Source organism: Pseudomonas sp. JV241A (assembly GCF_900275665.1).
Taxonomy (GTDB): Bacteria; Pseudomonadota; Gammaproteobacteria; order Pseudomonadales; family Pseudomonadaceae; genus Aquipseudomonas; species Aquipseudomonas wadenswilerensis.
Window position 1 is genome coordinate 1 of the sequence record NZ_OPYO01000036.1, and the last position, 24,230, is coordinate 24,230.

General features: G+C 63.5%; 27 protein-coding genes and 1 pseudogene. 14 read left to right on the forward strand and 14 right to left on the reverse strand.

Annotation, left to right across the window (positions count from 1 at the left end):
* The 5 genes and pseudogenes from JV241A_RS24755 to JV241A_RS24775 form a co-directional block, all read right to left on the reverse strand.
* The coding region (locus JV241A_RS24755; RefSeq protein WP_177414923.1) for a uroporphyrinogen-III C-methyltransferase at positions 1 to 627 on the reverse strand (627 nt) is incomplete at its 3' end.
* Positions 628 to 673: 46 nt separating this feature from the next.
* Positions 674 to 1,441, reverse strand: a complete 768-nt coding sequence (locus tag JV241A_RS24760; RefSeq protein WP_115084740.1) for a uroporphyrinogen-III synthase — start codon at positions 1,439 to 1,441, stop codon at positions 674 to 676.
* Entirely contained in the window at positions 1,438 to 2,379 is a 942-nt protein-coding gene (hemC, locus tag JV241A_RS24765; RefSeq protein WP_115084738.1) for a hydroxymethylbilane synthase, read from the reverse strand. The genes JV241A_RS24760 and hemC overlap by 4 nt, the downstream gene beginning before the upstream one ends.
* 121 nt (positions 2,380 to 2,500) lie before the next feature.
* The gene (locus tag JV241A_RS24770) at positions 2,501 to 3,247 is read right to left on the reverse strand and encodes a LytTR family DNA-binding domain-containing protein (protein WP_115084737.1); all 747 of its coding nucleotides are present in this window, start codon (positions 3,245 to 3,247) and stop codon (positions 2,501 to 2,503) included.
* Positions 3,244 to 3,351, reverse strand: a pseudogene (locus JV241A_RS24775) (sensor histidine kinase); the annotation flags it as partial. The gene JV241A_RS24770 and the pseudogene JV241A_RS24775, both read right to left, overlap by 4 nt.
* A 220-nt stretch (positions 3,352 to 3,571) precedes the next feature.
* On the opposite strand from JV241A_RS24775, the gene argH reads away from it, so the two are divergent.
* Entirely contained in the window at positions 3,572 to 4,966 is a 1,395-nt protein-coding gene (argH, locus tag JV241A_RS24780) for an argininosuccinate lyase (protein WP_134064924.1), read from the forward strand.
* 55 nt (positions 4,967 to 5,021) lie between these two features.
* Here argH and JV241A_RS24785 read toward each other — a convergent pair whose 3' ends face one another.
* Positions 5,022 to 5,684 carry a glutathione S-transferase gene (locus JV241A_RS24785; RefSeq protein WP_134064926.1) on the reverse strand — a complete coding sequence of 221 codons (663 nt, stop codon included), beginning with the start codon at positions 5,682 to 5,684 and terminating at the stop codon, positions 5,022 to 5,024.
* 146 nt (positions 5,685 to 5,830) lie between these two features.
* Between JV241A_RS24785 and JV241A_RS24790 the strand changes: the two genes are divergently transcribed.
* The 3 genes from JV241A_RS24790 to JV241A_RS24800 all read left to right on the forward strand — a co-directional run bounded on the left by JV241A_RS24790 (position 5,831) and on the right by JV241A_RS24800 (position 9,449).
* Entirely contained in the window at positions 5,831 to 6,115 is a 285-nt protein-coding gene (locus JV241A_RS24790) for a hypothetical protein (RefSeq protein WP_010221131.1), read from the forward strand.
* An 84-nt stretch (positions 6,116 to 6,199) separates the two neighbouring features.
* Positions 6,200 to 6,445 (forward strand): TIGR02647 family protein, encoded by a 246-nt coding sequence (locus tag JV241A_RS24795; protein WP_045200993.1) that lies wholly within the window; start codon positions 6,200 to 6,202, stop codon positions 6,443 to 6,445.
* A 157-nt stretch (positions 6,446 to 6,602) separates the two neighbouring features.
* On the forward strand, positions 6,603 to 9,449 hold the full coding sequence (locus tag JV241A_RS24800; RefSeq protein ID WP_134064928.1) for a class I adenylate cyclase: 2,847 nt from the start codon (positions 6,603 to 6,605) through the stop codon (positions 9,447 to 9,449).
* Positions 9,450 to 9,452: 3 nt separating this feature from the next.
* Here the strand turns inward: JV241A_RS24800 and rnk are convergent, their stop codons facing one another.
* The 3 genes from rnk to cyaY all read right to left on the reverse strand — a co-directional run bounded on the left by rnk (position 9,453) and on the right by cyaY (position 10,559).
* Positions 9,453 to 9,872, reverse strand: a complete 420-nt coding sequence (gene rnk, locus JV241A_RS24805) for a nucleoside diphosphate kinase regulator (RefSeq protein WP_134064930.1) — start codon at positions 9,870 to 9,872, stop codon at positions 9,453 to 9,455.
* A 133-nt stretch (positions 9,873 to 10,005) separates the two neighbouring features.
* Positions 10,006 to 10,227, reverse strand: a complete 222-nt coding sequence (locus JV241A_RS24810; protein WP_010221127.1) for a DUF1289 domain-containing protein — start codon at positions 10,225 to 10,227, stop codon at positions 10,006 to 10,008.
* Positions 10,227 to 10,559 carry an iron donor protein CyaY gene (gene cyaY / locus JV241A_RS24815; protein WP_038998079.1) on the reverse strand — a complete coding sequence of 111 codons (333 nt, stop codon included), beginning with the start codon at positions 10,557 to 10,559 and terminating at the stop codon, positions 10,227 to 10,229. The genes JV241A_RS24810 and cyaY overlap by 1 nt, the downstream gene beginning before the upstream one ends.
* Positions 10,560 to 10,754: 195 nt before the next feature.
* Between cyaY and JV241A_RS24820 the strand changes: the two genes are divergently transcribed.
* From JV241A_RS24820 to JV241A_RS24845, 6 genes are read left to right on the forward strand one after another with little or no spacing between them, the layout of a single operon-like run.
* Positions 10,755 to 10,892 (forward strand): lipoprotein, encoded by a 138-nt coding sequence (locus tag JV241A_RS24820; RefSeq protein WP_038998077.1) that lies wholly within the window; start codon positions 10,755 to 10,757, stop codon positions 10,890 to 10,892.
* A gap of 9 nt (positions 10,893 to 10,901) precedes the next feature.
* Complete coding sequence (gene lysA, locus JV241A_RS24825) at positions 10,902 to 12,149, forward strand: diaminopimelate decarboxylase (protein WP_134064932.1); 1,248 nt, start codon at positions 10,902 to 10,904, stop codon at positions 12,147 to 12,149.
* 4 nt (positions 12,150 to 12,153) lie between these two features.
* Entirely contained in the window at positions 12,154 to 12,984 is an 831-nt protein-coding gene (gene dapF, locus JV241A_RS24830; RefSeq protein WP_045200978.1) for a diaminopimelate epimerase, read from the forward strand.
* Between the two features lie 13 nt (positions 12,985 to 12,997).
* Positions 12,998 to 13,735 (forward strand): DUF484 family protein, encoded by a 738-nt coding sequence (locus tag JV241A_RS24835; RefSeq protein ID WP_115084724.1) that lies wholly within the window; start codon positions 12,998 to 13,000, stop codon positions 13,733 to 13,735.
* Positions 13,735 to 14,634, forward strand: coding sequence for a tyrosine recombinase XerC (gene xerC / locus JV241A_RS24840; protein ID WP_115084722.1), 900 nt, complete (start codon positions 13,735 to 13,737; stop codon positions 14,632 to 14,634). The genes JV241A_RS24835 and xerC overlap by 1 nt, the downstream gene beginning before the upstream one ends.
* Positions 14,631 to 15,326, forward strand: coding sequence for an HAD-IA family hydrolase (locus JV241A_RS24845; RefSeq protein WP_115084720.1), 696 nt, complete (start codon positions 14,631 to 14,633; stop codon positions 15,324 to 15,326). The genes xerC and JV241A_RS24845 overlap by 4 nt, the downstream gene beginning before the upstream one ends.
* Before the next feature lie 148 nt (positions 15,327 to 15,474).
* On the opposite strand, the gene sutA is transcribed toward JV241A_RS24845, so the two are convergent.
* The 3 genes from sutA to glnK form a co-directional block, all read right to left on the reverse strand.
* The gene (gene sutA / locus JV241A_RS24850) at positions 15,475 to 15,798 is read right to left on the reverse strand and encodes a transcriptional regulator SutA (protein ID WP_115084719.1); all 324 of its coding nucleotides are present in this window, start codon (positions 15,796 to 15,798) and stop codon (positions 15,475 to 15,477) included.
* 464 nt (positions 15,799 to 16,262) lie between these two features.
* Entirely contained in the window at positions 16,263 to 17,594 is a 1,332-nt protein-coding gene (locus JV241A_RS24855; RefSeq protein WP_010221118.1) for an ammonium transporter, read from the reverse strand.
* 43 nt (positions 17,595 to 17,637) lie between these two features.
* Entirely contained in the window at positions 17,638 to 17,976 is a 339-nt protein-coding gene (glnK, locus tag JV241A_RS24860; protein ID WP_002555808.1) for a P-II family nitrogen regulator, read from the reverse strand.
* 329 nt (positions 17,977 to 18,305) lie between these two features.
* On the opposite strand from glnK, the gene JV241A_RS24865 reads away from it, so the two are divergent.
* The 4 genes from JV241A_RS24865 (at position 18,306) to JV241A_RS24880 (ending at position 22,256) form a co-directional block, all read left to right on the forward strand.
* A complete protein-coding gene (locus tag JV241A_RS24865; protein WP_115084717.1) occupies positions 18,306 to 18,569 on the forward strand; it encodes an accessory factor UbiK family protein in 264 nt (87 codons plus the stop codon).
* Between the two features lie 7 nt (positions 18,570 to 18,576).
* Positions 18,577 to 18,930, forward strand: a complete 354-nt coding sequence (locus JV241A_RS24870) for a gamma-glutamylcyclotransferase family protein (RefSeq protein ID WP_115084715.1) — start codon at positions 18,577 to 18,579, stop codon at positions 18,928 to 18,930.
* A gap of 346 nt (positions 18,931 to 19,276) precedes the next feature.
* Positions 19,277 to 20,770 (forward strand): YifB family Mg chelatase-like AAA ATPase, encoded by a 1,494-nt coding sequence (locus tag JV241A_RS24875; RefSeq protein ID WP_134064933.1) that lies wholly within the window; start codon positions 19,277 to 19,279, stop codon positions 20,768 to 20,770.
* Positions 20,771 to 20,825: 55 nt separating this feature from the next.
* The gene (locus JV241A_RS24880) at positions 20,826 to 22,256 is read left to right on the forward strand and encodes a mechanosensitive ion channel family protein (RefSeq protein ID WP_115084712.1); all 1,431 of its coding nucleotides are present in this window, start codon (positions 20,826 to 20,828) and stop codon (positions 22,254 to 22,256) included.
* 3 nt (positions 22,257 to 22,259) lie between these two features.
* Here the strand turns inward: JV241A_RS24880 and JV241A_RS24885 are convergent, their stop codons facing one another.
* On the reverse strand, positions 22,260 to 23,546 hold the full coding sequence (locus tag JV241A_RS24885; RefSeq protein ID WP_134064935.1) for an FAD-binding oxidoreductase: 1,287 nt from the start codon (positions 23,544 to 23,546) through the stop codon (positions 22,260 to 22,262).
* 118 nt (positions 23,547 to 23,664) lie between these two features.
* Positions 23,665 to 24,230: aldehyde dehydrogenase family protein (locus JV241A_RS24890; RefSeq protein WP_134064937.1), on the reverse strand; the 566-nt coding region annotated here is incomplete at its 5' end.

Sequence of the window (24,230 nt, forward strand, 5' to 3'; positions counted from 1 at the left end):
TTGCTCGCGCTGGGCTGCCAGCTTCAGGAACAGGCCGGTGCGATCGGGCTGCTGGACGCTGTTGAGGGTGGCCAGGCTCTTGGCCAGTTGCTCGCGGGCGGCAAACGACCCCGGGTCGCTCTGTTCACGGAGGATTTCGTCTGCCCCCTTGACCAGCTCGCGGGCACTGACGATGTCCTGCAAGGCGGATAGACGCAGGCTGGCCAGGCGCAGCAGGTGCTCGGCTTCGGCCAGGCGCCAGTCCTTGCGGCTGGCGCCGAGGATGGTCTCCAGGCGCTGGCTCAAACGCTGCTGATCACCCTGCAGTTGGGCGACCAGGCGACGACGGTCTTCCAGTTCGGAAGCAGGCGGCAAAACGGCCAGCTGTGCAGAAAGTTGCTGCTCACGCTGCTGCAGGGCCCGGGTTTGCTCGCTCAGGGCCTGCAGGTTCTGCACCTGCCCCTGCTCGGCACCCTGGAGCTGGCGAACCTGCCATACGCCCCACCCGCCAACTGCAACACCCGCCGCGCCCAGCAGCAAGGCCAGGATTGCCAGACCATTACCGGACCGCTTGGCCGGTTCCACGGGGGTTTGCGCAGCAGCCTCAGGGGCCTTCAGTTCATCGTTGGGCAAGACAGTTTCGCTCACGTATCCATCCTTTGCTTTGCGGCACGTCGCCAATCAGCTTAGCGCCTTAGGGGGCTGGTGCAGGAGTTTCCTGCAATGTTGCCAGCAAAGCCGTGGCGCTGGCACCACGGCAATCCACTACATTCTGTGCGCCACTGGCGCGGGCAAGTTCCGCCACCCGTGGGCTGGGCACGAACAATGGCAACTGCGCCAGCCGTGGCCAGTCTTCGCCCGCCAGTTGGCGCAAGTGTTCAAAACCCTGCCCACTGCTGACCACCAGGCCGTTCAGGCGTTCCCCGGCAATACGCCGGGCCAGGACAGCCTCAGGGTAATGCGGCAGATAGCGGCGATACAACTCGAGGTAATCGACACGGGCACCCCGTGCAGCCAAGCGTTCGGCGAGCAACTCGCGCCCGCCTTCGCCGCGAATGATCAGCACCCGGGCTTGCGCCTGGCTGATCGCTGCGGTCAATGCCGGCAGCTGCAGCAGCGCTTCGCTGTCGTCACCTTGCGGTGGATAACTGACGTTGAGGCCATGGTCGTCGAGGATCTGCGCGGTGGCTGCGCCGACGGTGAACCAGGCTTGCTCGGGCGGCTGCTGCCAGTGCGCATTCAGCTGTTCAACCGCCAGGCGCGCAGCCGGCTTGCTGACGACAATGATCGCGCAGTACTGATCAAGCGCTTGTACCTGGCGAAGCTGCGCTGGCGTCAGCGCCAGCGGCTCGATTTCCAGCAACGGCAGGCTGCTGCTGAACACGCCCTGTTCGGCAAGCGTCTGGGCCAGCACCGAGCACTCTTCTGCCGGCCGGGTCAGCAGCAGGCGCCAGCAGCTCACGGATGCCCGGCCTCGCCGTAGACCGCCTTGAGGATGTCCTCGGCACCTTGCCCGAGCAGGTCTTCGGCGACCTTGATGCCCAGCGCTTCGGCATCCTGGCGCGGCGCGCGGGCCTGGGCAGTGAGCAGCTTGCCGCCAGCCGGCTCGCCAACCAGTCCGCGCAGCCACAGCTGCTCGCCTTCGAGCACCGCGTAGCAAGCGATCGGCACCTGGCAGCCACCATTGAGGTGCTTGTTCAGCGCCCGCTCGGCAGTGACCCGGTCAGCGGTGTCGGCGTGATGCAGCGGGGCCAGCAGCGCATGGATTTCGCTGTCGGCGCTGCGGCACTCGATGCCCACCGCGCCCTGGCCGCCCGCAGGCAGGCTGTCGTCGACACTGATGCTGGAGGTGATGCGGTCTTCAAAGCCGAGGCGGATCAGGCCGGCGGCCGCGAGGATAATGGCGTCGTACTCACCGGCGTCGAGCTTGGCCAGGCGGGTGTTGACGTTGCCACGCAGGAAGCGGATTTCGAGGTCAGGGCGGCGGGTCAGCAACTGGGCCTGGCGGCGCAGGCTGGAGGTACCGACGATGCTGCCGGCCGGCAGCGCCTCAAGGCTGTTGAAGGTGTTGGAAACAAAGGCATCACGCGGGTCTTCGCGCTCGCAGATGCAGAACAGGCCCAGGCCTTCGGGGAAGTCCATCGGCACGTCTTTCATCGAGTGCACGGCGATGTCGGCCTGGTTCTCGAGCAGCGCGGTTTCCAGTTCCTTGACGAACAGCCCCTTGCCGCCGATTTTCGACAGCGGCGAGTCGAGCAGCTTGTCGCCACGGCTGACCATCGGCACCAAGGTCACGACCAGACCGGGATGGGCCTGTTCCAGACGGGCTTTGACATATTCGGCCTGCCACAGGGCCAGGGCACTTTTGCGGGTGGCAATGCGGATTTCGCGAGTGGACATGGAACGATCCGTACGAGATAGATTCTCCCGATGATAACAGCTCAGTCCAGACCGCTAGCAGATCTAAATCATGGGAGGAGGCGACCTTCCCTGGCCGTCGACTGCTCCATGGTCCCCGCCCTTAAAGCTGTTGCATCATTTTGCGCACACCGGCCACATGTCGGCGGCTGACAATCAGGGCATCGCCATTGAGGCCCTTGAGAAATAGCTGGAAATGCCCCAGTGGCGTGCGTTGCAGGCGTTCGATGCGGTTGCGGGCGACCAGGGCGTTGCGGTGAATACGCACAAATCGCTCGCCGAACTCGTCTTCCAGCGCCTTGAGCGGTTCGTCGAGCAGCACTTCACCGGATTCGTGGCGCAGGGTCACGTACTTGTGGTCGGCAATGAAATAGATCACCTGATCGAGGGGGATCAGTTCGATGCCCTTGCGGGTACGGGCACTGATGTGGCTGCGCGGGCCGCTGCCGCTCTCGGCTGCCGGACGGGTCAGGGCCGCCAGTTGCACGCGGTTGGGGCGCTCGGCCTTTCTCAGGGCTTCGCGCAGGCTGTCGGGTTGCACCGGCTTGAGCACATAGCCCAGGGTGCTGTCCTTGAACGACTGTACGGTGAACTCATCGTCACCGGTGCAAAACACCACCGCAGGCGGTGCTTCACGTTCGCACAGCCGGGCAGCGACCTGCAGGCCATCCAGCCCCGGCATGCGAATGTCGAGCAGGACCACCTCGGGCTTGAGGCTGTCAATCAGGGCCAGAGCCTCTTCGCCATTGGTGGCGCTGGGCTCCAGCACGGTATAGCCCTCCAGTTCGCCGAGCAGTCGGCTCAGGCGTTCCCGGGCTTGGGGTTCGTCATCAACGATCAGGACATTCATATTGCGCTGGATTCCTGCGTGAGTCTCGCACAAGGATAGCGTAGACAGGTGAGGTGACGACCGTCACGGCGATCCACGCTCAGACTCGCACGATGGCTAAAGATTCACTGGCTCGGCAGGAAACATGCCGAGCCTCTGTCCAACTGTAGACGGTTGCCGCAACACTGCCGTTCAATCGATAAATATCCTGTTGCAAGCGCGCTGTCGCGGGCCTGTGCTGCGACATAAACCCGCATTTGCCCCGACCGCCGCACTCCGGCAGGGCCGCCAATCCTGCTATGATCGACGCCACTTTTTCCGTTCACGCCTTCAACGAGTGAATCCATGAGCACCGACAAGACCAATCAGTCCTGGGGCGGCCGCTTCAGTGAGCCCGTCGACGCCTTCGTCGCCCGTTTCACCGCCTCCGTCAATTTCGACCAGCGCCTGTATCGCCACGACATCATGGGTTCGATCGCCCACGCCACCATGTTGGCGAGGGTCGGCGTTCTCACCGACGCCGAACGCGACACCATCATTGATGGCCTGAAGACCATCCAGGGCGAAATCGAGGCCGGCAACTTCGACTGGCGCGTCGACCTTGAAGACGTGCACATGAACATCGAAGCGCGCCTGACCGACCGCATCGGCATCACCGGCAAGAAGCTGCACACCGGCCGTAGCCGCAACGACCAGGTCGCAACCGATATCCGCCTGTGGCTGCGTGACGAGATCGACCTGATCCTGGCCGAAATCACCCGCTTGCAGCAGGGCCTGCTGGAACAGGCCGAGCGCGAAGCCGAAACCGTCATGCCCGGCTTCACCCACCTGCAGACCGCCCAGCCGGTAACCTTCGGCCACCACCTGCTGGCCTGGTTCGAGATGCTCAGCCGCGACTACGAGCGCCTGGTCGACTGCCGCAAGCGCACCAACCGCATGCCCCTGGGCAGCGCTGCGCTGGCCGGCACCACCTACCCGATCGACCGCGAACTGACCTGCCAGCTGCTGGGCTTCGAAGCCGTGGCCGGCAACTCGCTCGACGGCGTCTCCGACCGTGACTTCGCCATCGAATTCTGCGCCGCCGCCAGCGTGGCGATGATGCACCTGTCGCGTTTCTCGGAAGAGCTGGTGCTGTGGACCAGCGCCCAGTTCCAGTTCATCGACCTGCCTGATCGCTTCTGCACCGGCAGCTCGATCATGCCGCAGAAGAAAAACCCGGACGTGCCGGAGCTGGTACGCGGCAAGACCGGCCGTGTGTTCGGCGCCCTCACCGGCCTGCTGACCCTGATGAAAGGCCAACCCCTGGCTTACAACAAGGACAACCAGGAAGACAAAGAGCCGCTGTTCGACGCCGCAGACACCCTGCGCGACTCGCTGCGTGCCTTTGCCGACATGATCCCGGCGATCAAGCCACGCCACGCCATCATGCGCGAAGCGGCCCTGCGCGGCTTCAGCACCGCCACTGACCTGGCCGACTATCTGGTGCGCCGCGGCCTGCCGTTCCGTGACTGCCACGAAATCGTCGGCCACGCGGTGAAATACGGTGTCGATACCGGCAAAGACCTGGCCGAAATGAGCCTGGACGAACTGCGCCAGTTCAGCGACCAGATCGAGCAGGATGTGTTCGCCGTGCTGACCCTCGAAGGCTCGGTCAACGCCCGTGACCACATCGGCGGTACTGCGCCTGCACAAGTACGCGCTGCCGTAGCCCGCGGCAAGGCGCTGCTCGCCGCGCGCTAAGCCCTGTCGCGTGCTGCTGCCCGGCCAGTTCTGACTGGGTGGCAGCACTTGGCCTTCAAGGCTTGCTTGAGCGCACCATCTCCAGGAAAGCAGGCATCTGCGCTTCCTTGTCGGCGGCAATTTTCTGCACGTTCGGGTTGTGCTTGAAGCGCTCCAACAGCTCACGCGCTTGCGGGAAGTCTTCCAGCACGTCGATGGCGAAGACCTTCTTGCCTACGGCATAGGCCAGGTCGACGCTAAAGCAGAACAGCATGTCGGCGAGGGTCAGGCTGTCGCCGGCCACAAATGGGCTGAACTTGCCATTGCGCTTGAGGGTGGCGATACCGGCCAGCAATTCGGCCTTGGCCTTGGCCTTGATGGCGTCATCGACCCGTGCGCCGAAAAATGCTTCGGGGTAGCAGGCGCGGGCAGGCAGTTCGATGTACAGCTCGATCTCCTTGGCCAGCTCGTGCACCTTGGCCTGGGCAAAAACCCCTTCAGGCAATAGCGCCTTGCCCGGCTGAGTCCGCTCGATGTAGTCGAGGATCAGGTTGGTTTCGCTGATAAAGCCCTCTTCGGTCTCCAGCACCGGCACCTTGCCGCGCGGGCTGAGCTTCAGCGCTTCGGGGCTGTGGCCGCCGAAAAACAGCACTTCTTCAAACGGCACGCCCTTCTCCAGCAGCGCCAGTTTGGCCATGTTGTAGTAGTTGCTGACCGAAAATCCATGAAGCTTGAGCATGAAACAGCCTCCAGGCCGTAAAGGGGTTGGCCGGGTTGTTATAGACCCAAGTGCCGGGCACTGACCAGCATCATGGAGTTCGTCGATAGCAAGGCATCGGTGCCCGGCTCGTGGCAAACTGGGCCCCCCAAAAGAGGAAAGCGCCCATGAGCGAACCAACCGATATCGACAACGACGAAGAAGAGTTCGCCGAGTCGACCCTGATCGAAGCCATCGAGAACCAGATCGAAAGCGACAACCCGCCGGCGGCCAAGGCCACGTTCAACAAGCTGACCCTGGTGGGCTACGAGCGTGAAGATATTCTCAACCTGATGGCCCATGTGCTGGCCTACGAGATTGACGCAATGCTCGAAGACGACCGCGCGTTCAACACCGAATGGTACGAAACCGCCCTGCGCGCCCTGCCCGAGCTGCCGCCGGAAAAGGTCTGAAGCAAAGCAGGATTTCCCTGACTACACTGCAAAACCAGGCACCGGCGACGGTGCTGCCCTCCTTGTCTGGAAGTCGGAGTCTCTATGTCGTTTACCCCCGAACTGATTGCCGAGCTGGAAGTCCTTGCCTTGTTCAACCTGGATAGCAGCCAGGAAGGCATCAAGGTCCATAACACTGCCTCCAAGGAGGTGATCGCCGCTGCGCGTCGCCTGTACGAGAAAAAGCTCACCGACCAGCCCGATGGCGGTTATCTGACCAGCCTTGGTCACGATGCTGCCGAGAACGTGCAGGTGTTGCTGAACATTCTGAATGTCGTCGAACCTGCCTGATCGGGACTGCCTTGCAGTCCATCGCCGGCAACGCCGGCTCCCACAGTGGGGGCTGGCCTTGCTAGCGGTCGTATCCACACCAACGCTAATAAAATGGCGTCAAAATTAAAATAGCTTAAACTCGCCATTGCTCCCCAGACGGCCGGTTTAGCTCGCCATGAACCACCCCCACGAAATTCGCCCCGACCTCGACCAGGGCATTGACCGCAAGGTGCTCAGCCAGCTGCGCCAACGTTTCCTGACGCTCAACCAGGGGCGCCTGGGGCGGGCCATGGACGGGCTGTCGAGCCGGCAACAGCAGGTGCTGACCCTGCTGCCACTGTTTTTCCACGTCAATCACCCACTGCTGCCCGGTTATGTATCCGGCAACACACCGGCGGGCGTCGCCAATTTCGAGCCTGATGCCCCACTGCTGGCCGAAGCCCAGCGCCTGACCCGCTCGTTCTCGTACAAGGCCCGCCGCGGCAACCCGCCCCAGCCGATTCACGGGCTGTACCTGATGGGCAGCCTGGGCACCCTGGCCCAGGCCGAGCAAAGCGATATGGACGTCTGGGTCTGTCACGCCGCCGACCTCAGCGAAAGCGAACTGGCAGAGCTGCGCAAGAAATGCCTGCTGCTGGAAATCTGGGCTGCCAGCCAGGGCGCCGAAGCCCACCTGTTTCTGATCGAGCCGCAAAGCTTCGTCCAGGGCGAGCGCGACGGCCAGCTCAGCTCCGATGACTGCGGCACCACCCAGCATTACCTGCTGCTCGACGAGTTTTACCGTACCGCCATCTGGCTCGCCGGGCGCACGCCCTTGTGGTGGCTGGTACCGGTCTACGAAGAAACACGCTACCGGCAATACATCGATACCCTGCTGTCCAAGCGCTTCGTGCGCGCCGAAGACAACCTCGACCTCGGCAACCTTGCGCACATCCCGCCGGGCGAGTTCGTCGGCGCCGGGTTGTGGCAGCTGTTCAAGGGCATCGAGTCGCCCTACAAGTCGGTGCTCAAGCTGCTGCTCACCGAGGTCTATGCCAGTGAACACCCGCAGGTACAGTGCCTGAGCCTGCAGTTCAAGCAGGCGGTGTTCAGCAATCGCCTCGATCTCGACGAGCTCGACCCGTACATGATGGTCTACCGGCGTATCGAGCAGTACCTGCAAGGCCGTGGCGAACGTGAGCGGCTGGAGCTGGTGCGGCGCAGCCTGTACTTGAAGGTGAACAAGAAACTCAGCGGCCTGGCCCGCCAGCGCAGCGTCAGCTGGCAGCGTGACCTGCTGCAGCGCCTCAGCCAGGAATGGGGCTGGGATGAGCGCCAACTGGCGCTGCTCGACAGCCGCAGCCAGTGGAAAGTCCGCCAGGTGGCGGTCGAGCGCCGTGAGCTGGTGGCCGAGCTGAACTACAGCTACCGCTTCCTCTGCCAATTCGCCCGCAGCCAGAACGCTATCAGCCGCATCGACCAGCGTGACCTCAGCGTTCTCGGCCGGCGCCTGTACGCCGCCTTCGAACGGCGCGCCGGCAAGGTCGAGTTCATCAACCCGGGGATCGCCCCGGACCTCGCCGAAGACACCCTGACCCTGGTCCAGTCGCCCAACCGCAAGGAACCCGGGCAAACTCACTGGGGCCTGTATAACGGCAACCTGGGCGTACACGAGTGGGAGCACTTTGCCCCGATCAAGCGTTGCCGCGAACTGCTCGAATTACTGACCTGGGCCCACCGCAATGGCGTGATCGACAGCAGCACGCGCCTGGCCCTGCACCCGGGCAGCAGCGACCTCAGCGAGTACGAGCTGTTCAACCTGCTCGGCAGCCTGCAACAGAGCGTCGCCCTACCCCTGCCGGTGGTCAGCGAACAGCGCCTGCTGCAACCGAGCGTGGCGGACGAGATCCTTCTGCTGGTCAACGTCGGCATCGACCCGCTGCAGCACCACCGCGACCTGAACATCCTGATGACCACCGAGCGCACCGACTCGCTGAGCTATGCCGGGGTGCGCGAAAACCTGGTGCTGACCCTCGATCAGGTCACGCTCAATAGCTGGAACGAAGTGCAGGTACACCGCTACGACGGCGAACATGCCCTGCTGCGCTGCCTGCGCGATTACCTCAACAGCCTCGGTGCCGGCCACACGCCGAGGCTACGGGTGCGCTGTTTCTGCCACAACCGTGCCCAGGCCATTGCCCTGCGGGTCGAGGAAGTGTTCGCCACTACCCAGGCGCTGCTCGCGCAGAACCTCAACCACCGCTACCTGTTGCAGGTTGAGCAACACACCCATGTGCTGGAACTGCAAAGCGGCGCGGTGAACCTGGTGACCCTGGAAGATCAGGACGCCGTGCTGCGTTACCTCGGCGAAGAGCGCAGCGATTACAGCCCCCTGCACCTGGACGCCAACGCCCTGCAGGAGCTTGACCTGGCCCAGCTGCTGTCCCTGGGGCAGCCGCAGTGCATCCAGTTGTTCTATCGGGTGCAGGACGCCTGGGCGGATGTCTATGTGCTCGATGAGCACAATGCGCTGTGGCAGCAGCGCCTGCCGTTCCACGATGAAAACAGCCTGTTGCTGCCGCTGCAGCGCTTTTTGCAATCAATCGTGTTTCGCCGCGAAGCGCGCCTGCCGCTGGACAACCTGCAGGCCCAAGGCTCACTGGATATTCTTTATTACCAATTGTTGCCATCGGGTACCGGCAAGGTCCGCCAGGTGGAAGCGCGCCAGGTCGAGGTCAAAACTATCGACCGGCCGTACTACGAGGTGCAGGCGATTTTGCAGGCAGGCGCCAGCGACGACGTGCAAGTCACGCTGTACTGCAATCAACGGGAGTTTTCCCAGCTCGAGCACGGCGACCAGCTGTATGCCGTGGTCGCCCGCGAGATCATCGAGCAGCGCCTCGAGGCCGAGCGCTACCGGTGTTACATCACTGACCTGGACCTGTCCGGCCTGCTGGCCGACGGCCTGGGCTCGAGCATCTTGTACCTGCGCTACAAGGGCGAACTGGAGCGGGCGCTCAACGAGGCCCTGGCGCAGGCTTGAGGCTCAGAGGTCGAAGTCGCCTGCCGCTTCTGGCTGGTACTCGACTGCCAGCAGCTCGAGCTTGAGGGTCTTGCCGCCCGGGGCCGGCCAGTCGATCTTCTCGCCCACCGACAAGCCCAGCAGCGCGCTGCCGATCGGGGCGAGGATGGAGATCTTGCCTTCGTCGGCATTGGCGTCTTTCGGATAGACCAAAGTCAGGTGGTAGTCCTTGCCACTGGCTTCTTCGCGGCAATGAACCCGGGAGTTCATGGTCACGACACCGGCCGGAATTTCCTCGTGACCGACCGTTTCGGCGCGGTCCAGCTCGTCCTGCAAGGCGAGCACACCCGGCGAATCCTGCGTCTTCTCATCGAGGCTTTCGATAAGACGCTCGAGACGCTGTACGTCCAATCGGGTGACGATAATGGAAGGCTTGGTGCTCATGATCCGGTCAGACTCCTTTTTCTGGGCGATATAAAGCAAAACCCCGCCCAAGGGCGGGGTTTGCAGGAATTCGGCACAGCCGAAACAGGTTCGACACTACCACAGCCAAGTAAATACACAATACCCGGAGGGTCTATGCCGACCCGGCCAGCTGGCGACGCGCCAGCGCCTCACGGCAGATCTGCCGGCGTTGCTCATCGTCGGCCGCACGCCACTGGCGAATGTCCTCGACATGGCGGAAGCAGCCGATGCAGACCTTGTGCTCATCCAGCCGGCAGGTGCTGATGCACGGCGACGGCACTGCCGGGCTGACATTGCTGTAGAGCGGCTTGGCCGGCTTGGCTGCACTGCTCATCAGATGTCGTCGAAATCGAGCTTTTCACCCGCTCGCTCCCAGACGATGCGCTCGAGCATTTCACCCAGCAGCTCTCCGCTCTTTTCGCAGGTCCACTTGCCGTTCTGCTCGTCGTAGTCGAAGTGGAAACCACCGGACCTGTCGGCCAGCCACAGTTGGCGCAGCGGCTCCTGACGGCTGAAGATCAGCTGGCTGCCGTTGTCGAACTTGATGGTCAGGACCCCTGCCGAGTTCTCCATGTCCAGATCCAGGTCAGTCTCGTCGAACAGGTCTTCCAGGGCCTGTTGGGTCGCGTCGACCAGGTCGTGAAAACGCGCTTCGGTCAAACTCATTGCAAGAACCTCAAAAATGTCTGCACACACGCAAGCCGGGCAAGATACGAGCGCGGCGCGCCGAATGCAAAGGATACCGACCTGCGCCCGCCGGCGCAGCCACCACCCCGCCCGACGGCGGGCTGCCTGCATAGGCAAGGGGCCGGGCGCTCGGTATACTCGGGCGCAATACTGCTTATTACAAAGGATTACGCCATGAAGCGCCTGATCTCCACCCTCGCGGCGCTCGTCGCGGTTGCCTGCCTCGTTTCCGCCTGCGGCCAGAAGGGCCCGCTGTACCTGCCAGACGAAAGCAAAGACGGTCAAAAGTCGCAATCGCACAAGCACCAGTAAGGGTAACCCATGGACGCTTTCAACTACCGCGACGGTGAACTGTTCGCGGAAGGCGTGGCCCTGTCGGCCATCGCCAAACGTTTCGGCACGCCCACCTACGTCTACTCGCGCGCCCACCTCGAGGCCCAGTACCGTAGCTACGCCGATGCCCTGGAGGGTGTTTCGCACCTGGTGTGCTTCGCCGTCAAGGCCAACTCCAACCTCGGCGTGCTGAACCTGCTGGCCCGCCTGGGCGCAGGTTTCGATATCGTTTCCGGCGGTGAGCTGGAGCGGGTCCTGGCTGCTGGCGGGCGTGCCGATCGCGTGGTGTTCTCGGGCGTCGGCAAGACCCGCGAAGACATGCGCCGCGCCCTGGAAGTCGGCGTGCACTGCTTCAACGTCGAATCCACCGACGAGCTCGAGCGCCTGCAGGCAGTGGCTGCCGAAATGGGCGTGCGTGCGCCGGTTTCGCTGCGGGTCAACCCGGACGTCGATGCCGGCACCCACCCGTACATCTCCACGGGCCTCAAAGAAAACAAGTTCGGGATCGCCATCGCCGATGCCGAAGAGGTGTACATCCGCGCCGCGCAGCTACCGAACCTGGAAGTGGTCGGCGTCGATTGCCATATCGGCTCGCAGCTGACCACCCTGGAACCCTTCCTCGATGCCCTCGACCGCCTGCTGGCGTTGATCGACCGCCTCGGCGACTGCGGCATCCTCCTGCGCCACCTGGACCTGGGTGGCGGCGTCGGCGTGCGCTATCGCGACGAAGAGCCGCCACTGGCCAGCGACTACATCAAGGCCATCCGCGAGCGCGTCGGTGATCGCGACCTGGCCCTGGTGTTCGAGCCGGGCCGCTACATCGTCGCCAACGCCGGCGTACTGCTGACCCAGGTCGAGTACCTCAAGCACACCGAGCACAAGGATTTCGCCATCGTCGATGCGGCGATGAACGACCTGATCCGCCCGGCCCTGTACCAGGCCTGGATGAACGTCACCGCGGTGCAACCGCGTGCCGGTGAAGGCCGTACCTACGACATCGTCGGGCCGATCTGCGAGACCGGCGACTTCCTCGCCAAAGAGCGCGAACTGAACCTGGCCGAAGGCGACTTGCTGGCGGTGCACTCGGCGGGCGCCTATGGTTTTGTCATGAGCTCGAACTACAACACCCGTGGTCGTTGTGCCGAAGTGCTGGTCGATGGTGACCAGGCCTTCGAAGTGCGTCGTCGCGAAACCGTGGCCGAGTTGTTCGCCGGCGAAAGCCTGCTGCCGGAGTAAACCCATGCTGCTGCGTTTTACCAAGATGCATGGGCTGGGCAACGACTTCATGGTCCTCGACCTGGTCAGCCAGCATGCGCACATTCTGCCCAAGCACGCCAAGCAATGGGGCGACCGCCACACCGGCATCGGCTTCGACCAGTTGCTGATCGTCGAGGCGCCGAGCAACCCGGAAGTGGATTTCCGCTACCGGATCTTCAACGCCGACGGCTCTGAAGTCGAACAGTGCGGCAACGGTGCGCGCTGCTTTGCACGCTTCGTGCTGGACAAGCGCCTGACCGCTAAAAAACGCATCCGCGTCGAAACCAAGGGCGGCATCATCGAGCTGGACGTGCGCAACGACGGGCAGATCAGCGTCGACATGGGCCCACCGCGGCTGGTGCCGGCCGAGATCCCGTTCGACGCGCCGGCCCAGGCCCTGAGCTACCCGCTGGAGGTCGCCGGACGCACTGTCGAACTGGCCGCCGTGTCGATGGGCAACCCCCATGCGGTGCTGCGCGTCGACGACATCAACGCCGCACCGGTGCACGAGCTGGGCGCGCAGATCGAGCATCACCCGCGCTTCCCGCAGCGGGTCAATGTCGGTTTCATCCAGGTCATCGACCGCCACCGCGCGCAACTGCGGGTGTGGGAACGTGGCGCTGGCGAAACCCAGGCCTGTGGTACTGGCGCCTGCGCCGCTGCTGTGGCGGCGATCAGCCAGGGCTGGATGGATTCACCGCTGTTGATCGACCTGCCGGGTGGGCGCCTGTCCATCGAATGGGCAGGCCCGGGCAAACCGGTGCTGATGACCGGCCCCGCCGTACGCGTGTTTGAAGGACAGGTTCGTCTATGAGTGAGTACCAGCCATGACCGATCAGCCCCAGGCTCCCGCCGAACAGCCCACCGACCTTAGCGCCGAGGGCTCGACGCCCAACCTCGGGGCTGAGGCCGTGGTTGCCTACCTGCGCGACAACCCGACGTTCTTCGCCGAGCACGACGAGTTGCTCAGCGAGCTGCACATCCCCCATCAGCGTGGTGACACCGTGTCGCTGGTCGAGCGCCAGCTCAAGCTGCTGCGCGACCGCAACATCGAAATGCGCCACCGCCTTTCGCAACTGATGGACGTGGCCCGCGACAACGACCGGCTGTTCGACAAGACCCGCCGGCTGATCCTCGACCTGCTCGATGCCGACAGCCTCGAAAGCGTGGTCATGGCCGTCGAAGACAGCCTGCGCCAGGAGTTCAAGGTGCCCTTTGTCAGCCTGATTCTGTTCGGCGAAACCGCAGCGCCGGTCGGCCGCTGGGTCAACAGCACAGACGCCCAGCAAGCCATTGGCGGCCTGCTGTGCGCCGGCAAGACGGTCAGCGGCAACCTGCGTGATCACGAGCTGGACTTTCTGTTCGGCGAAGAGCAGCGCAAGGAAGTCGGCTCCAGCGCCGTCGCCACCCTCAACCATCAGGGCCTGCACGGCGTACTGGCGATCGGTAGCCGCGATCCGCAGCATTACAAGAGCACGGTCGGCACCCTGTTCCTCAGCTACATCGCCGAAGTGCTGGGCCGGGTCGTCCCGCGCCATACCCAGACCCTGCGTCCGGTGCGCTAGTGGAACGCCAGCTGGAGGCCTTCTGCGCGCACTTGCGCAACGAGCGCCAGGTGTCCGAACACACCCAGCTGGCCTACCGACGCGACCTCGAAAGTGTCCTGGCGTTCTGCACCAAGGGCGGCATCGACAGCTGGAACGCCCTGCAAATCCAGCATCTGCGCCAACTGATCGCCCGCCAGCACCATCAGGGCCAGTCTTCACGCAGCCTCGCCCGCCTGCTCTCGGCAGTGCGTGGCTTCTACCGCTACCTCAACCGCGAAGGCCACTGCAGCCACGATCCGGCCAACGGCCTGTCGGCACCCAAGGGCGAGCGGCGCCTGCCCAAGACCCTCGACACCGACCGCGCCCTGCAACTGCTGGAAGGCGCAGTCGAGGATGAATTTCTCGCCCGCCGCGACCAGGCCATGCTCGAGCTGTTCTACTCCTCCGGCCTGCGCCTGTCGGAGCTGACCAGCCTCAACCTGGAGCAGCTCGACCTGCCGGGCGGCCTGGTGCAGGTGCACGGCAAGGGCAGCAAGACCCGCGTGCTGCCGGTCGGCCGCAAGGCCCGCGAGGCGCTGGAACAATGGCTGCCCCTGCGCGCTGGCAGTGGCCCGCAGGACGGCGCCGTATTCGTCAGCCAGCAAGGCCGACGGCTCGGCCCACGGGCCATTCAGCTGCGCGTGCAGGCCGCTGGTGCCCGCGAGCTGGGCCAGAACCTGCACCCGCACATGTTGCGGCACTCCTTCGCCAGCCACCTGCTGGAATCGTCCCAGGACCTGCGCGCCGTGCAAGAGATGCTTGGCCACGCCGACATCGCCACCACGCAGATCTACACTCACCTGGACTTCCAGCACCTGGCCGCCGTCTATGACAGCGCCCATCCCCGGGCCAAACGCAGTAAGGGCAGTGACTCATGAGCATCAAGCTGATCACCTTCGACCTCGACGACACCCTGTGGGACACCGCGCCGGTGATTGTCAGCGCCGAGGCCATCCTGCGCGACTGGCTGGCGGCCAATGCGCCAACCCTGGGCGCGGTCCCGGTGGAGCACCTGTACGCCATCCGCGAGCATCTGGTACAGGCGGAGCCCGGGCTCAAGCACCGCATCAGCGCCCTGCGCCGGCGCGTGCTGTTCCATGCCCTGGAAGAGGTCGGCTACAGCGAGAACAAGGCCCGTGAGCTGGCCAACGAAGGCTTCGAGGTGTTCCTCCGCGCCCGCCACCAGATTGACATTTTTCCCGAAGTGCAGCCGGTACTGGAGATCCTCCGGCACAGCTATACCCTGGGCGTGGTTACCAACGGCAACGCCGATGTACGCCGCCTGGGCCTGGCCGACTACTTCAAGTTTGCCCTGTGCGCCGAAGACTTAGGCGTTGGCAAACCCGATCCGCAGCCCTTCCTCGAAGCCCTGCGTCAGGGTGAGGTCGAAGCGCATGCGGCGGTGCATATCGGCGATCACCCCGGCGATGACATTGCCGGAGCCCAGCGTGCCGGCCTGCGGGCGATCTGGTTCAACCCCCAGGGTAAGACCTGGGAGGCTGAGAACCGCCCTGACGCGGAGATCCAGCGCCTGTCGCAGCTGCCTGAACTGCTCAACAGCTGGCGCTAAATCTGTGGGAGCGGGCTTGACCCGCGATTGCGGACTGTCAGTGCACATCGCATCGCGGGGCAAGCCCGCTCCTACATTTCGGCGATCCAACCATTACAGACACAAAAAAGCCCGCAGCGACGGCGGGCTTTTTTGCTGACGGGGCCACTCAGATAGGGCGGCTACCGTACTTGTTGTCCGGCTTCTTGGGCGGATCGGCGACCACGTTGGCCTCCACTTCCTGCACCTTGCCACCACGGGAGAGAAACTCTTCCATGGCCTTGGCCAGAGCATCACGCTCCTTCTGCTTGGCTTCCATGCTCGGCATCTCGTCGACCGAGACCGCCGCCGACTTCTTGCCCTTGGCTACAGGTGCCGGGCTGTCGTCGCCGCTGTCGTCAGCCACATCATCAGCTGCCGCTTCGAGGCCTTCATCACCTTCGTCTTCGTCGCCTACTTCGAGGTCGTCAGTTTCCAGATCGTCGTCGCTCATGTTCTACCTCATGACTTGCGAAAAGCAGATTAGTTATAGACCAGCAACGTCGAAAATCGACAGCTGCCAGAAAAAATTCAAGGTCCGCGGACTGGCCGCAGGCCGTGGTTGCGCCACAACGAATGGCGAGAACCGGGCAAACCCCACGTCACGGGCGAGGCCTGTACAAATAAAGAGCGGGCGGCGTTAATGCGCCGACATACCCTGGCGTGATCGACTCGCTTATTGGCAAGCCTAGCAAAGGGTATGGAAGTTTGCGGACAGCTCGTCAGCACCCTTCGGCGCGCATTCTAGCGTGCTCAGAGAAAAAGCAAAGTGCCTAAATTTCACTGAGCGCTGTAAGTTTTCTGCCCACATCACACGCAGCCATCAAAGCTCGGGTAGAAACCGTTTGCGCTTGAACGAACGGACAATTTACGGGCAAAAAAATGCCCGGCAAGCCGGGCAAGTTTTTTTCGAGGCCGTTACAGGTTGTAGCCGCGCTCGTTGTGTTGCGCCAGGTCGAGACCGACCGACTCTTCTTCTTCGTTGACCCGCAGGCCCATGACCAGATCCAGCACCTTGAGGATCACGTACGTGACGATCGCGGTGTAGATCACGGTAAAGCCGACACCCTTGGCCTGAATCCAGACTTGTGCGCCGATGTCTTCAACGGTGCCGAAGCCACCCAGGGCCGGGGCTGCGAACACGCCGGTGAGGATCGCACCGACGATACCGCCAATGCCGTGCACGCCGAAGGCATCCAGGGAGTCGTCATAGCCGAGCTTGCGCTTGAGGCTGGTGGCGCAGAAGTAGCAGATCACGCCTGCCACCAGGCCGATCACCAGGGCGCCCATCGGCCCGACGGTGCCGGCAGCCGGGGTGATGGCCACAAGACCTGCTACCACCCCCGAGGCGATGCCCAGTGCGCTTGGCTTACCGTGGGTCAGCCACTCGGCGAACATCCAGCCCAGGGCCGCTGCGGCGGTGGCGATCTGGGTCACCAGCATGGCCATGCCGGCGGTGCCGTTGGCCGCAGCGGCAGAGCCTGCGTTGAAGCCGAACCAGCCAATCCACAGCATGGCCGCGCCCATCAGCGTGTAACCGAGGTTGTGCGGCGCCATCGGCGTGGTCGGGAAGCCCTTGCGCTTGCCCAGCACCAGGCAGGCCACCAGGCCGGCGATACCGGCGTTGATGTGCACCACGGTGCCGCCGGCGAAGTCGAGCACGCCCCAGTCCCACATCAGGCCGCCGTTGCCGCTCCAGACCATGTGGGCGATCGGCGCGTAGACCAGGGTGAACCAGATGGCCATGAAGATCAGCATCGCCGAGAACTTCATACGCTCGGCAAAGGCACCGACGATCAGCGCCGGGGTGATGATCGCGAAGGTCATCTGGAAGGTGATGAATACCGCTTCAGGGAACAGCGCCGCCGAAGAGGTCAGGCTCGCCGGGGTCACGCCGGCGAGGAACGCCTTGGACAGACCGCCAACGAAGGAATTGAAGTTGACTACACCTTGCTCCATACCGGTGGTATCGAACGCCAGGCTATAGCCGTAAACCACCCACAGGACGCTGATCAGGCCGGTGATCGCAAAGCACTGCATCATCACCGACAGCACGTTCTTGGAACGCACCATGCCGCCGTAGAACAGGGCCAGACCAGGGATGGTCATGAACAGCACCAGGGCTGTGGCGGTCAACATCCAGGCGGTGTCGCCGGAGTTGAGCACGGGGGCTGCCTCCTCTGCCAGGGCCAGGCCGGGCATTACGAGGGACAAAAGGGCTCCTAGCCCTGCGAACTGACGCAGAGTCATATTGTTATCTCCTGGGGCGTTGGGGTTTGGTGAGGCTTTTTTGTTAGATCGCGTCGGTATCGGTTTCGCCGGTACGGATGCGAATCGCCTGCTCCAGATTGACCACGAAAATCTTGCCGTCACCGATCTTGCCGGTGTTGGCCGCCTTGGTGATCGCCTCGATGACCCGGTCCAGATCCTTGTCGTCGATGGCGACGTCGATCTTCACCTTGGGCAGGAAATCGACCACATATTCAGCGCCGCGATACAGCTCGGTGTGACCTTTCTGCCGGCCGAAACCTTTGACTTCAGTGACAGTGATGCCCTGCACGCCGATTTCGGACAGCGACTCGCGCACGTCGTCCAACTTGAACGGCTTGATGATGGCAGTGACTAGCTTCATGAAACTCTCTCCCGAATTGGTGGACTTGCCCCAGGAAAACAAACCCGACTCAAGTCTAAGCGCAGTGCCTGGCTTTGTAACGCGTCGTCATGGTGACTGCATCAGTGCATGGGTCATGAAGGTCTTAGCAGAAAGCTTGCCAGATTGGTTAAACCCCCGGATTACAGGGACTTACGTTACTCGGCCCGACTTGGCCAGTCGCCAGCACCGTTTTGATGCACAACAACGGTGCGCGGCGTTTCGCCGCCATGCGCGAAAAGCGTGCAGCATTGGGGCGCTAAAGGTGCGTGTTACACTGGCGCCCCATTGCATACTGTGGACAGCCGAACATGCTCGCGCCCAAAGCCTTTCTTGATGCCCTGAGCGACCAGGCCTCGCGCCTGTTCAGTGGCGACTCCTCGCAGCCCCGCAGCGAAATCGAAAGCCAGTTCAAGGCCCTGCTGCAAAGTGGGTTCAGCAAACTGGAACTGGTCAGCCGGGAAGAATTCGACAGCCAGATGGTCGTCCTGGCCCGCACCCGCGCCCGCCTTGAAGCGCTCGAAGCCAAGGTCGCGGAGATGGAAGCACGCCAGAACCCGCCCGCTGCCGAGTGAGCTTGCGATGACGCCTTCTACTGAGTACCCGGTGCTGTTGTTCTCCTACGGCACCTTGCAGGACAAAGCCGTGCAACTGGCCAACTTCGGCCGCGAACTGGTCGGCCAGACTGACCAGATGCTCGGTTACAGCCAGACATGGGTGGAAATTACCGACCCGCAAGTCCTGGCCACCAGCGGCAAGACCCACCACCCGATCGTCACCCCCAGCAACAATGCAAACGACAGCGTGGCCGGCATGGTCTTCCAGATCAGCGAGGCCGAGCTTGCGGCGGCGGATGCCTATGAAGTGTCCGACTACAAGCGGGTTGCGGTGACCCTGGCCTCTGGCCTGACGGCCTGGGTTTACGTGCGCGCCTGAGCGACGCGGTAGTGGCCAAGGCCTCGCACATAACGCTCGGCGTGGCTGGCTGAGCTGACCTCATCGCTGGCAAGCCAGCTCCCACAGGGTCAGTGCCAGCCCGGGGAGCAGTGGGAGCTGGCTGAGCTGACCTCATCGCGGGTCAAGCCCGCTCCTACACAAGGTGAGCGCCAAGCCTGAGAACAGTGCTGAACCTGTGGGAGCTGGCTTGCCGGCGATCGAGTGCGCAGCGCTCGCACAAATGGTCCTGTAAAAACCTGACTCACTCTTCCCCGCCCCGATCCGCTCCACCCCACTACGCTTGCAGAGCCGCAGGACGCGGCCTCGTCTAGATCATGGAGCGTTCATGTCCCTCGCCCTTGTCCACAGCCGTGCCCAGGTCGGTGTTTCGGCCCCGGCGGTCAGTGTTGAAGCGCATCTGGCCAATGGTTTGCCGGCGCTGACCCTGGTTGGCCTGCCGGAAGCGACCGTGAAGGAAAGCAAGGATCGGGTGCGCAGCGCGATCCTCAATTCCGGCCTGGAATTCCCCGCCCGGCGCATCACCCTCAACCTCGCGCCAGCGGACCTGCCCAAGGATGGCGGGCGCTTCGACCTGGCCATCGCCCTGGGGATTCTCGCCGCCAACGGCCAGTTCCCGATTGCAGCGCTTGGCGAGGTGGAATGCCTGGGCGAACTGGCGCTGTCCGGGGCGATCCGCTCGGTGCAAGGTGTTCTGCCCGCAGCCTTGGCTGCACGAGCAGCCGGTCGGGCCCTGGTCGTGCCGCAGGAAAATGCCGAAGAAGCCTGTCTGGCATCGGGGCTGGTGGTGTTTGCAGTCAGTCACCTGCTGGAGCTGGTCGCCCACTTCAACGGCCACACCCCGCTCAATCCCTACGCAGCCAACGGCCTGTTGCTGCAGATCCGCCCCTACCCCGACCTCAACGAAGTGCAAGGCCAGCAAGCCGCCAAGCGCGCGCTACTGGTCGCGGCCGCAGGCGCACACAACCTGCTGTTCAGCGGCCCTCCCGGCACCGGCAAGACCCTGCTCGCCAGCCGCCTGCCCGGCCTGTTGCCGCCGCTGGATGAGCGCGAGGCACTGGAGGTGGCAGCGATCCAGTCGGTGGCCAGCCATGTACCGCTGAGCAGCTGGCCGCAGCGTCCGTTTCGTCATCCGCACCATTCGGCCTCAGGTGCTGCGCTGGTCGGCGGTGGCAGCCGACCGCAGCCAGGAGAGATAACCCTGGCCCATCACGGCGTGCTGTTCCTCGATGAGCTGCCGGAGTTCGAGCGGCGCGTACTGGAAGTGCTGCGCGAACCGCTGGAATCTGGCGAAATCGTCATCGCCCGGGCCAAGGACAAGATCCGCTTTCCGGCGCGCTTCCAGCTGGTCGCCGCCATGAACCCCTGCCCCTGTGGATACCTCGGCGACCCCACCGGGCGCTGTCGCTGCAGCAGCGAACAGATCCAGCGCTACCGCAACAAACTCTCCGGCCCCTTGCTCGACCGCATCGACCTGCACCTGACTGTCGCCCGCGAAGCCACGGCCCTCTCCACCAACAGCAGCCACGGCGAAAGCAGCGCCACCATTGCCGCGCAAGTCGCCGCCGCCCGCGACATCCAGCAACAGCGCCAGGGCTGCGCCAACGCCTTCCTCGACCTGCCCGGCCTGCGCCAGTATTGCGGGTTATCCACAGCCGACCAGGCCTGGCTGGAAAGCGCCTGCGAACGCCTGACTCTGTCGCTGCGCGCCGCCCACCGCCTGCTCAAGGTGGCGCGCACCCTGGCTGACCTGGAACAGGCTGAAAACATCGGCCGTGATCATCTGGCCGAAGCGCTGCACTATCGCCCCAGCAACCAGTAGTAATTGCCCGCATTCTGCTCTTAACTTGGCAACAGCCCACCGCACCGAGACCGGTATGTTCGCATTCGTCCAGAGTTACCCGCTGTTGCTCGGCATTACCCTGATCGTGCTCGACCTCACGCTCTGGCAACTGATACCCGCCAATCGCCGCCCTTGGCGCATCGGTGCGCGCTTGCTGGCGTTTTCGCTGTTTACCTGGGTGCTGATCAGCGCCGGGGTCAGCCCGCTGCAACCTGCGCCCTGGGTCGAGGATGTGCCGCGCAATCTGCTCGCTACGGTGCTGGGGATTGCCTGGTGGCTGTTTGCGGCGCGTACCGCCACGGTAGTGATCGGCCTGGTGCTGGTGGCCCGTAGCGGTCACACCGGGCGGTTGCTGCAGGATGTGCTGGGGGCGGTGATCTTCCTGGTCGCTATTGTTGCCGCAGCGGCCTATGTGCTGCAGCTGCCGGTCAAAGGCCTGTTGGCAACCTCCGGGGTCATGGCAATCGTGATCGGCCTGGCGCTACAGAGCACGCTGAGCGATGTGTTCTCCGGCATTGTGCTGAATACCACCCGCCCCTATCAGATCGGCGATTCGATCAGCATCGACGGCACCGAAGGCAAGGTCATCGAGATCGACTGGCGCGCCACCCGCCTGCTTACCGGCAACGGCAGCATGGCGGTGATTCCCAACTCGGTGGCGGCCAAGGCCAAGCTGCTCAACTTCAGCCAGCCCAGTGATGTGCACGGCGTCTCCATCACCGTCGTGGTGCCGGCCAAGGTGCGCCCGCGACGGGTGCTCGATGCGCTGGAGAAAACCCTGCAAGGCACGCGCACGTTACTGATCACCCCTGCCCCGAAAGCGACGATCAAGAGTTCGAGCCTGGAGTCGGTGGAGTACGAGGCCAGCGGCTTTGTCAGCTCCATGAGCCAGAAGACCGAGGTGCGCAACCATATGTTCGACCTCGCCCACCGCCACCTGGAAGCGGCCGGCGTGGTGTGGAACAGCGATACCCAGCCAGGCCAGATGTGGAACCGTCAGCGCGCCCTGCTCGAGGATGTGCGGATCTTCCGTTCGCTCAGCAACGAGGAGAAAGACAACCTCAGCCAGCGCATGACCGCCGTGGAATACCTGGCCGACCAGGTGATCCTCGGCGTCGGCGACAGCTCGGATTACCTGCTGGTGATTGGCACCGGGGTGGTGTCTGTCGGCATTCGTGATGGCGACAAGCAGCTCGAAGCCGGGCGCATGGGCCCGGGTGAGGTATTGGGAGTGGAGGGCTTGCTGGAAGCGGATGATTCCACTGCCGAGTTCCGCACCCTGACCAGCTGCATTCTCTATCGCATCGACAAGGACGAAGTGCGCAGTTGCCTGGAGCAACGCACCGAGGTCAAGACTGCGCTGCTCAAGCTGCAACGCATCCGCCAGCAAACCCGCCAGTCACTGCTGGAGCAAAAGCCTGCAGCCATCAAGAAAGGCGGTTTTCTCAGCTGGCTGCACAAGTAGCCGTCAGAGCACCACGCGCAAGCATTGCCCGGCGTGATACAGCGAGAAGCCGGTTTCGTAGAAGCCGGTACGCAGCGCCGGCGCCGACACCGGTTTCATTGCCGAGAACGGAATCGGCAAGGCATCCGGGTTGTCGCAGAGCAGGTACTGGGCAAAGGCTTTGCCGATCACCGTGCCGGTGGTGTTGCCGCGGCCGTTGTAGCCAGTGACGGCGACGATGCCCGGCGCCGGCTCGAACAGCCGCATCAGGTGGTCCGGGGTGAAGTCGATGCAGCCGGTCCAGTGCATTTCCCACTCGACCTTGCCCAGTTGCGGGAAGTAGTGGTTCTGGATGCGGTCGGCCCAACTGCGGATGAACCAGGCCGGCTTGTTGTCGACCCGCCCGAGGCTGCCGAGCAACAGGCGCCCTTGGTCATCACGACGGATGCTGCTGAGCACCGTGCGCGTATCCCACGAACCCTGGCCGTGCTTGAGCACGTTGTCGGCAGCGGCGCCTTGCAGCGGCACTGAAGCGACCTGGTAGTAGTAGCCGCGGAAGAACTGGCGTTGCAGGTTGGTCCAGTCGCCTTCGGTGTAGGCACCAGTGGAGATCACCACCTTGTCGGCGCTGACCGAACCTTTGGCGGTCTTCACCCGCCAGCTGCTGCCTTCACGCTCCAGGCCTTGCACGGCGGACTGCTGGAAGATCTGCCCACCCAGACGCTCGACCGCAGCGGCCAGGCCCTGTGTATAACCCATGGGGTTGATGGTGCCGGCGCGGCGATCGAGCAGCGCGGCGGAAATCTTGTCGGTACCGCAATATTCTTCGCACTTGGCCCCGGTCAGCAGCTCGACATCGGCGCCACGCCGGCTCCATTGCTGGTGACGGGCTTCGAGGTCGGCAACGCCGGTGGCGTTGTGGGCCATGTGCAGTGTGCCGGTGTTGTGGGCCTGGCAGTCGATACCCAGGCGTTCGATGGTGGCGAACACTTCGCCCGGCGCCTCACCCAGTATCTTGTTCAGGCGGCTGCCTTGCTTCTGGCCAAGGGTCGCTTCAACGTCATCCGGACGAATCCAGGTGCCGGCGTTGACCAGGCCGACGTTGCGCCCGGAACCACCGTGGCCGATTTTCCAGGCTTCGAGCAAGATCACCGTCTTGCCCTGTTCGAGCAGGTGAATGGCTGCCGACAGGCCAGTGATACCGCCGCCGATGATGCACACATCGGCCTTGAGCTCGGCGTTCAGCACCCGGGATGGCGCGGCGGGCTGGGTGACGTGTTCCCAGAGGCATTGTTGACGCAGTTCTGGCATGGCCGGCTTCCTCTTTTATTCTTGTGCGGTGGTGCCCCTATCGCTGGCAAGCCAGCTCCCACAGGGAGCAGCGGTCCTTGTGGGAGCTGGCTTGCCAGCGATGGGGCCGACTCGGTAATCAGTCGAACACAATCCCCTGCGCCAACGGCAGCTCGCGGGAATAGTTCACGGTATTGGTCTGCCGACGCATGTAGGCCTTCCACGAATCCGAGCCCGACTCACGGCCACCGCCGGTTTCCTTCTCACCGCCAAACGCCCCGCCAATCTCCGCACCGCTGGTGCCGATGTTGACGTTGGCAATCCCGCAGTCACTGCCTGCCGCACTCTGGAAGCGCTCGGCTTCACGCAGGTCGGTGGTGAAGATGCACGACGACAGACCTTGCGGCACTTCGTTGTTCAGGCGCAGGGCTTCGTCGAATTCGTCGTAGGTCAGCACGTAGAGGATCGGTGCGAAAGTTTCATGACGAACCACGGCGCTCTGCGCGGGCATCTCGGCAATAGCTGGAGAAACGTAGTAGGCATTCGGGTACTGGTCCTGAAGCTGCCGATCACCACCAAACACCTGGCCGCCTTCATCGCGGGCGCGGGCGAACGCAACCTGCATGTCTTCACAAGAAGCCTTGTCGATAAGCGGGCCGACCAGGCTGTCTTTACGTGGATGACCGGTGCGTCCCTTGGCGTATG

Bases quoted from the DNA above. Each gene is read 5' to 3' on its own strand.
- hemC (WP_115084738.1), bottom strand. From the start codon at position 2,379: ATGTCCACTCGCGAAATCCGCATTGCCACCCGCAAAAGTGCCCTGGCC.
- JV241A_RS24770 (WP_115084737.1), bottom strand. From the start codon at position 3,247: ATGAATGTCCTGATCGTTGATGACGAACCCCAAGCCCGGGAACGCCTG.
- argH (WP_134064924.1), top strand. From the start codon at position 3,572: ATGAGCACCGACAAGACCAATCAGTCCTGGGGCGGCCGCTTCAGTGAG.
- JV241A_RS24785 (WP_134064926.1), bottom strand. From the start codon at position 5,684: ATGCTCAAGCTTCATGGATTTTCGGTCAGCAACTACTACAACATGGCC.
- JV241A_RS24790 (WP_010221131.1), top strand. From the start codon at position 5,831: ATGAGCGAACCAACCGATATCGACAACGACGAAGAAGAGTTCGCCGAG.
- JV241A_RS24795 (WP_045200993.1), top strand. From the start codon at position 6,200: ATGTCGTTTACCCCCGAACTGATTGCCGAGCTGGAAGTCCTTGCCTTG.
- JV241A_RS24800 (WP_134064928.1), top strand. From the start codon at position 6,603: ATGAACCACCCCCACGAAATTCGCCCCGACCTCGACCAGGGCATTGAC.
- rnk (WP_134064930.1), bottom strand. From the start codon at position 9,872: ATGAGCACCAAGCCTTCCATTATCGTCACCCGATTGGACGTACAGCGT.
- JV241A_RS24810 (WP_010221127.1), bottom strand. From the start codon at position 10,227: ATGAGCAGTGCAGCCAAGCCGGCCAAGCCGCTCTACAGCAATGTCAGC.
- cyaY (WP_038998079.1), bottom strand. From the start codon at position 10,559: ATGAGTTTGACCGAAGCGCGTTTTCACGACCTGGTCGACGCGACCCAA.
- JV241A_RS24820 (WP_038998077.1), top strand. From the start codon at position 10,755: ATGAAGCGCCTGATCTCCACCCTCGCGGCGCTCGTCGCGGTTGCCTGC.
- lysA (WP_134064932.1), top strand. From the start codon at position 10,902: ATGGACGCTTTCAACTACCGCGACGGTGAACTGTTCGCGGAAGGCGTG.
- dapF (WP_045200978.1), top strand. From the start codon at position 12,154: ATGCTGCTGCGTTTTACCAAGATGCATGGGCTGGGCAACGACTTCATG.
- JV241A_RS24835 (WP_115084724.1), top strand. From the start codon at position 12,998: ATGACCGATCAGCCCCAGGCTCCCGCCGAACAGCCCACCGACCTTAGC.
- JV241A_RS24845 (WP_115084720.1), top strand. From the start codon at position 14,631: ATGAGCATCAAGCTGATCACCTTCGACCTCGACGACACCCTGTGGGAC.
- sutA (WP_115084719.1), bottom strand. From the start codon at position 15,798: ATGAGCGACGACGATCTGGAAACTGACGACCTCGAAGTAGGCGACGAA.
- JV241A_RS24855 (WP_010221118.1), bottom strand. From the start codon at position 17,594: ATGACTCTGCGTCAGTTCGCAGGGCTAGGAGCCCTTTTGTCCCTCGTA.
- glnK (WP_002555808.1), bottom strand. From the start codon at position 17,976: ATGAAGCTAGTCACTGCCATCATCAAGCCGTTCAAGTTGGACGACGTG.
- JV241A_RS24865 (WP_115084717.1), top strand. From the start codon at position 18,306: ATGCTCGCGCCCAAAGCCTTTCTTGATGCCCTGAGCGACCAGGCCTCG.
- JV241A_RS24870 (WP_115084715.1), top strand. From the start codon at position 18,577: ATGACGCCTTCTACTGAGTACCCGGTGCTGTTGTTCTCCTACGGCACC.
- JV241A_RS24875 (WP_134064933.1), top strand. From the start codon at position 19,277: ATGTCCCTCGCCCTTGTCCACAGCCGTGCCCAGGTCGGTGTTTCGGCC.
- JV241A_RS24880 (WP_115084712.1), top strand. From the start codon at position 20,826: ATGTTCGCATTCGTCCAGAGTTACCCGCTGTTGCTCGGCATTACCCTG.
- JV241A_RS24885 (WP_134064935.1), bottom strand. From the start codon at position 23,546: ATGCCAGAACTGCGTCAACAATGCCTCTGGGAACACGTCACCCAGCCC.